Origin of the sequence: Vibrio sp. TRT 17S01 (assembly GCF_050113695.1) — a bacterium.
GTDB lineage: Bacteria > Pseudomonadota > Gammaproteobacteria > Enterobacterales > Vibrionaceae > Vibrio.
On sequence record NZ_JBNJOG010000004.1, the window covers coordinates 378,983 to 384,982 of the forward strand.

Genomic DNA, 6,000 nt, shown 5'->3' on the forward strand with positions numbered 1-6,000 from the left:
TATTTTTCGAGGGATATGAGTAGAATCAAAGCAACTTTAGTAGCTACTATGTTGATGCATGTAATGCTGTTTGTAGCCGTGGAACATGCGTTTTCTAGAGGAAGTGATTTTCAAATCATAGCGCTAATCATATTGTGGTGTATTGGCTCGTTGACCTCTGCTTATCAGTTTCGAAAATCCTCTCGTTATCAAAGTGAAAAGACGTTTCTGGTTAAATTGAGTGGCTTCGTATTGTGGCTTATTGCACTTTTGCCAATTAGTTTAGGGGCTTTTCTGCTGTTTCTCGCAGTGGCACTTAATGGTGTGGATTTTAGATAGGGCGCAACTGAAAAGTACAAATCTAACAATAAATTTAAGAGTGATTCACAACGCTTGGCGCCTTCACTTCAAGCAAGCTTAGTGTTTATGGCACAATGCTTTAGGTAAGGTGTCAGCGTTGTTCACACCTTAATTTGGCGTTAGGTCACAAATGGAGAGTTCATGAGTGAATCAGTAGAGAAAGTATTATTAGCACCGGTTCAGATCGAATTTACAGAAAACGTGAAGAAGATACGTCAGAACTTAATGGTTGCAAGTTTCATTGCTTTGTTTATGACTTTGGGTGGAGTCAGTATTGACCCTAACTCAACGTTCTTTGGTTTAAAGTTTAACGGACTCAACGATGCATTGTTATATAAAGGGCTGTTAATCCTCATCTTATACTTTCTTATTCATTTTGTTTGGTGCGCATATGAATCGCTTCAAGAGTGGGAAGTGAGAGTTACTGGAACTAAAGAGGCATTTTTACGCGCTGATGAAATGGACCTTGATGAAGCGGTAAAACCGCCTTTCCCATCAGATCCAAGAAACTCTACATTTTATTTCTGGTGGTCAACACAAGCAGAAAGAATTGGAAGCCTCAAAGAACCCCTAACAGCTATAAATCAACGGGTTGAAAGTATGGAGGCTGCTATCCATGAAATGCGCGAGAACGGTGCGAGTTTAAACCGAACCGATGCCAATATCAGCTCTCAAGTACAACCTTTGAAGATAGATATTGAGAGTGCTGTAAATTCAATTCATCGAATGGAAAAGGTTTTAGTTGGTAATCAGCTAATAGTGTCAATGAAAACGTTTGATCGCCGTTATAAATACTTTCTGATAAGCCAAAATATTCGATGGTTTGTCATCGATTTTCTTGGTCCAATAATATTGTCCTCAGTATCACTGTTGTGCCTCCTAAATGGCGGAATAATTGTGCCCTAACAAGCAATTCAAGCAGATTCGCAACGCTTGGCACTTTGGGTTTAAATCGGCTTTAGTGTTTACGGCACAATGGTTGAGGTAGGTGGTAGCGTTGCTCACTACTTAATTGGGCGTTAGGGCACAGGGCGAAAATGGATAGAATCGTAGAATTAATCAAGCAAGATCCAGTTAGAGTTAAAGCCTTAGAGTGCGTCTCTAAATTGGGCTTGCCTCAGTGTTACATTGCAGCTGGTTTCGTTCGTAATCTTGTTTGGGATGCACTGCATGGGTTTGATGTAGCAACACCATTGAACGATGCGGATGTTATTTACTTTGCTCCAGACGAGAGCGACCCTAATGCATACTTACACCATGAATCTCAGCTCAAGCAGCTAATGCCAGAAGTTAACTGGCAAGTTCGTAACCAAGCACTAATGCATACTCGGAATGGCGATTTACCCTACACAAGCTCCCTTGATGCTATGAGCTATTGGCCAGAACAAGAGACAGCTGTTGCCATTCGACAAGTCGCACCTGATAGCTATGAATGTATTGCAGCTTTTGGGTACGAATCCTTATTTGGTTACTGTGTCACACATAACCCTAAAAGGTCACGAGAAACGTTTGAAAATCGTGTAAATTCAAAGGGCTGGCTAGTAAGGTGGTCATCTTTGAGAACAGTGCCCTAACAAGCAATTCAAGCTGATTCGCAACGCTCGGCGCTTTCGGTTTCATTAGGTTTGGTGGTTACGGTGCGGTGTTTTAGTTGGGTGGCAGCGTTGCTCACAACTTAATTGGGCGTTATGCCTATACCGGAAATTTGGGATTAGTGATGAAATTCAGAAAAAGTGACCATATTGAAACTCCACATGGTAACTCGACAGTTTGGCGCTATATGAACACATGGAAGTTTGAACAGCTACTTAGTAGCGGCTCAATATTTTTCCCTAATGCCGTTAAGCTTTCGGATCAGTACGAAGTAACTGTGCCTAATTCAGTCGTTGAGCAAAAAAGGAAAGAGCTAGTAGCCAAGGGGTTATCAGGAAAAGATTTAGAAGAAGAGGTTGGGATATTTGCATGGAATGCAAATCCCATGAAAGAACTCGTCTTAATAAACTGTTGGTCGATAAACCCTCATGAGAATTATGCTCTTTGGAAAATATACCTAGGCGGTGAGAAAAATGGCGTTGCCATTAAATCTACGGTTAGCAAACTCCGTAAATCAGTAGTTTCTGGTAAGGATAGTTATCCTGAAGAGTTCTTCATGGGGAAGGTTAAATATAGAAAGCACATGTCATCTGACGAGCTATCACGACTATCAGTAATTACGACTAAAAAACCGTTCTACGAGTTTGAAAAAGAACTACGTCTTTTCATCCTTAACTACCCATTATCTGAGGGTGGCTCCGTTACTCCATATGACTTCTCTATAGGAAGGGAGGTTCGGGTGGACGTGAATGAACTTGTGCATGAAATTTATATTTCACCTTTTGCTGATGAAACCTACCGTCAAAAGATCGAAATGTTACTCAACAAGAATAAGTTAAGTACGGATTTACTCAAGCAATCAGAAATCCTTGACCAATAGGCATAACAAACAATTTAAGAGGGATTCCCAACGCTTGGCATTTTTGCTTCTACTTCAATTTTAGTGGTTACGGTACAATGCTTTAGGTCGGGTGGTAGCGTTGCTCACCCCTTAATTGGGCGTTATGCGACAGGGCAAAGTTTTTAGGTTTCTTTAATTTCGTTCTCTTTGGTCATTCGTTTTTCGGTGTCGGCAAATCAGCATTGTCGACTCAAATTCTTGAATCAATCAAACCGTAAAGCATGCCAAAGTTCGGGAAGTTGCCTCATTAAAAATCGCATTTGGTTGCGGAAAATTTTTCGGGCGTAAAGTGTGGAAAGGGCAAATTCATGGAAAGTCGGTATTTGCTGAAATTTCGGCTCGTTAAGTTTCTTGCAAGCAAAAGCCAAGTCTTCGCTTTAAGGCTGCGTTCAGTGCTTGTGGCAGCTTTTTTCGTGAAATGTTGAGTCCGCTGGTTCTTGAATCACAAAAAGTCATCTGCGCGTTTGTAGTTTTTCGTGTTTAAGGTAATGTTTTCGTTAGTCAATTTGGCGTTATCGAAAATTCGCATAACAAACAATTCAAGCAGATTCGCAACGCGTGGCAGTTTTGGTTTGCAGTGAGTTTTGTGTTTACGGCGCAATGCAGAAACTTTTGTATTGCGTTGCTCACTACTTAATTGGGCGTTAGATTTACTAAAGCACAACAGAGTGATACTGTGATGATGTGATATCTAGGAGTGTTTATGTCAATTATATCTATTGGTTACAGCCGCAGAAGCATCCAAGAGTTTACTGACGCATTAGTCAACAATGGCGTTAGGTATTTGATAGATGTTAGAACTAAGCCGTTTTCTAAATACCACCCTGATTTTAACAGAGAATCACTACAGGCAATATTGAGAGATGCTGGTATCAAGTACGTTTTTATGGGGGACACTGTTGGTGGTCTCCCAAGCGATCCTCAATGCTATACCGACGGTAAAGTCGATTATCGCAAAACAGCAAATAGCGATGCTTTTATAAACGGTTTGGAAAGGCTGATCAAAGCAAACAGTTTAGACGTTAATGTTTCGATTATGTGTGCAGAAATGAAGCCTGAACAGTGCCATCGCTCAAAGCTGATTGGAGAGGAGCTCTTTAAGAAAGGTATAATAATCAGCCATTTAGATGAAAGTAACGTTATTAGGACTCAAAAAGAGATAATAGATAGAATTACAAAAGGTCAATACTCAATGTTTGACGATGAGTTCACGTCAGTTAAAAAATATAGGTGATCAATGAAAGTATTTACTATCGGTGCTTATGGGAAAAGTGAGAGTGAGTTTTTTAACTTGATAACACAAAATGGTATCACTTGCTTTTTTGATGTAAGGCAACGTCGAGGCGTTAGAGGTTCAAAATATAAATTTGTTAATAGTAAATACTTGCAAAGCAAGTTGACCGAACTTGACGTAAAGTACTGTCATATAAAAGAATTAGCACCAACTACCGAAATAAGACAGATTCAAAAAGAGCAAGATTACTTTTCTAATACTACGAAGCGCGAGCGGCAGTTATTAAGTGATGCATTCTGCTGTTTGTATGATCAAGAAATATTGGAAAACCACCAGTTCGAAATGGAAATTTCTGCGATTAATAATGGAGAGTCAATTGTGTTTTTCTGTGTTGAAGAAGAACATTTGGCGTGTCATCGGAGCTTGGTAACAGAAAAACTAAAAACAATAAACTCTTCACTGGAGATCGTCCATTTATGAACAAGGTTGTAATCACATCAAAAACTCGAATGTCGCAAGGTTATTGTGTCGGTGGGTATGATGTATCAGATGGTAAGTATATTCGTTTATTAACGAGCACAGGCAGTAATCAAGGATATGATACTGATTTTGAAGTTGGAGAACTTTGGAGGCTCAGTTATACACCAAGTCAAAACTTAACCCCTCCACACGTTGAAGATGTCTTAGTAACCAAGCAGCAATATATCAGACCAATAACGGATCTATCGGATTATATTCAGCGTCGTGTAACTCCATACAGCGGATGCATTACTGGGCTGTTCAACAATACGGTAGCTTTCACTAACAACGGTGGACCTTATATCAATGGTGGCAAAGGGCTGCCAACGAATAGTGTTGGTTTCTGGTTAGTCCCAAAAGAACTCGAAATGGTTGAAACACCTAAGGGAAGCATTCGTTATAAAGTTAAAAACGAATGCTATGAGATGCCATTTGTAGGGTTGCAAACGCCAGTTGCATCAATCCCAGCAGGAACTTTAGTCCGTGTGTCCCTTGCTCGATGGTGGGCACCTGAGCCTGGTGATTTTGAAAAAAGGTGTTATGTTCAATTGTCCGGTTGGTACTAAAATCTAACAATCTGTTTAAGAGTGATTCGCAACGCTTGGCACTTTTGCCGTGCGTTGCGTTTTGTGTTTAAGGTGGTATGCGGCGGCTTTTGGTATTGCGTTGCTCACACCTTAACAGGGCGTTAGCCCACAGGCGTCAGAACTAGCGAAGGATTATTATGAAAGGTCAAATAGTAGAATGGAATGATGCTAAAGGCTATGGGTTTATTTCGTCTGTTGATGGGAAGCTGAAGGTATTTGTTCATATTTCATCTATAACAAATCGAGGCTATCGCCCTAAAGTAAAAGATAGCGTTACTTTTGATGTCGCAGAAGATAAAAAGGGACGCTTCAATGCAGAAAATGTAGTAGTGCAAGGTGTCAACGGGTTCCCTTATACAGTGCTATTTGGTTTTAGCTTCTTGGTTGCGGCGACAGCATCGATAACAGCTTTTAACGGTGAAATACTCCTAATTCCTTTGTATTTGTTTTTGAGCATATTTACATACTTTATGTTTGCTTGGGATAAGCAAGCGGCACAGAATGGTAGTTGGAGAACGTCAGAAAGTACATTGCATATGCTGTCTTTGGTCGGTGGTTGGCCGGGAGCATTATTAGCTCAGTTTCAATTACGACACAAATCAAGGAAGCAACCTTTTAAGTTCATCCTTTGGGTTACAATTTTTATCAACATTGGTGGTTTTGTCTGGTTGTTGAGTGAATCAGGGCGACGTTTAATCCAGAGTGTTTTAGGGGCGTTTTAGTCAATAAATCCTCGTGAATTAATGTGGGCTAACAAGGCGTTTAAGGCGGATTCACAACGCTTGGCGATTTCAGTTCAAGTTGAATTTAGTGTTTAAGGTACAATG

General features: G+C 40.3%; 8 protein-coding genes. All 8 read left to right on the plus strand.

What is annotated here, in order from left to right; genetic code table 11:
* Positions 1 to 15: 15 nt before the first annotated feature.
* The 8 genes from ACQEXS_RS09410 (at position 16) to ACQEXS_RS09445 (ending at position 5,895) form a co-directional block, all read left to right on the plus strand.
* Complete coding sequence (locus ACQEXS_RS09410) at positions 16 to 318, plus strand: hypothetical protein (RefSeq protein WP_077261265.1); 303 nt, start codon at positions 16 to 18, stop codon at positions 316 to 318.
* Positions 319 to 480: 162 nt separating this feature from the next.
* The gene (locus ACQEXS_RS09415) at positions 481 to 1,245 is read left to right on the plus strand and encodes a hypothetical protein (protein WP_276443818.1); all 765 of its coding nucleotides are present in this window, start codon (positions 481 to 483) and stop codon (positions 1,243 to 1,245) included.
* 131 nt (positions 1,246 to 1,376) lie between these two features.
* Positions 1,377 to 1,913: a nucleotidyltransferase family protein gene (locus ACQEXS_RS09420; protein ID WP_427013638.1), complete on the plus strand. Its 537-nt coding sequence runs from the start codon at positions 1,377 to 1,379 to the stop codon at positions 1,911 to 1,913.
* A 77-nt stretch (positions 1,914 to 1,990) separates the two neighbouring features.
* Entirely contained in the window at positions 1,991 to 2,812 is an 822-nt protein-coding gene (locus ACQEXS_RS09425; protein ID WP_427013639.1) for a hypothetical protein, read from the plus strand.
* Positions 2,813 to 3,536: 724 nt separating this feature from the next.
* Positions 3,537 to 4,067 carry a DUF488 family protein gene (locus ACQEXS_RS09430; RefSeq protein WP_427013640.1) on the plus strand — a complete coding sequence of 177 codons (531 nt, stop codon included), beginning with the start codon at positions 3,537 to 3,539 and terminating at the stop codon, positions 4,065 to 4,067.
* 3 nt (positions 4,068 to 4,070) lie between these two features.
* Positions 4,071 to 4,547: a DUF488 domain-containing protein gene (locus ACQEXS_RS09435; protein ID WP_182039464.1), complete on the plus strand. Its 477-nt coding sequence runs from the start codon at positions 4,071 to 4,073 to the stop codon at positions 4,545 to 4,547.
* Positions 4,544 to 5,152 (plus strand): dual OB domain-containing protein, encoded by a 609-nt coding sequence (locus ACQEXS_RS09440; RefSeq protein ID WP_182039463.1) that lies wholly within the window; start codon positions 4,544 to 4,546, stop codon positions 5,150 to 5,152. Before ACQEXS_RS09435 ends, ACQEXS_RS09440 begins: the two co-directional genes overlap by 4 nt.
* A 158-nt stretch (positions 5,153 to 5,310) precedes the next feature.
* The gene (locus ACQEXS_RS09445; RefSeq protein WP_207308104.1) at positions 5,311 to 5,895 is read left to right on the plus strand and encodes a DUF1294 domain-containing protein; all 585 of its coding nucleotides are present in this window, start codon (positions 5,311 to 5,313) and stop codon (positions 5,893 to 5,895) included.
* Positions 5,896 to 6,000: the final 105 nt, after the last annotated feature.

Excerpts from the sequence above, each read along its gene's own strand:
- ACQEXS_RS09410 (WP_077261265.1), top strand. The coding sequence starts at position 16 with ATGAGTAGAATCAAAGCAACTTTAGTAGCTACTATGTTGATGCATGTA.
- ACQEXS_RS09415 (WP_276443818.1), top strand. The coding sequence starts at position 481 with ATGAGTGAATCAGTAGAGAAAGTATTATTAGCACCGGTTCAGATCGAA.
- ACQEXS_RS09420 (WP_427013638.1), top strand. The coding sequence starts at position 1,377 with ATGGATAGAATCGTAGAATTAATCAAGCAAGATCCAGTTAGAGTTAAA.
- ACQEXS_RS09430 (WP_427013640.1), top strand. The coding sequence starts at position 3,537 with ATGTCAATTATATCTATTGGTTACAGCCGCAGAAGCATCCAAGAGTTT.
- ACQEXS_RS09435 (WP_182039464.1), top strand. The coding sequence starts at position 4,071 with ATGAAAGTATTTACTATCGGTGCTTATGGGAAAAGTGAGAGTGAGTTT.
- ACQEXS_RS09440 (WP_182039463.1), top strand. The coding sequence starts at position 4,544 with ATGAACAAGGTTGTAATCACATCAAAAACTCGAATGTCGCAAGGTTAT.
- ACQEXS_RS09445 (WP_207308104.1), top strand. The coding sequence starts at position 5,311 with ATGAAAGGTCAAATAGTAGAATGGAATGATGCTAAAGGCTATGGGTTT.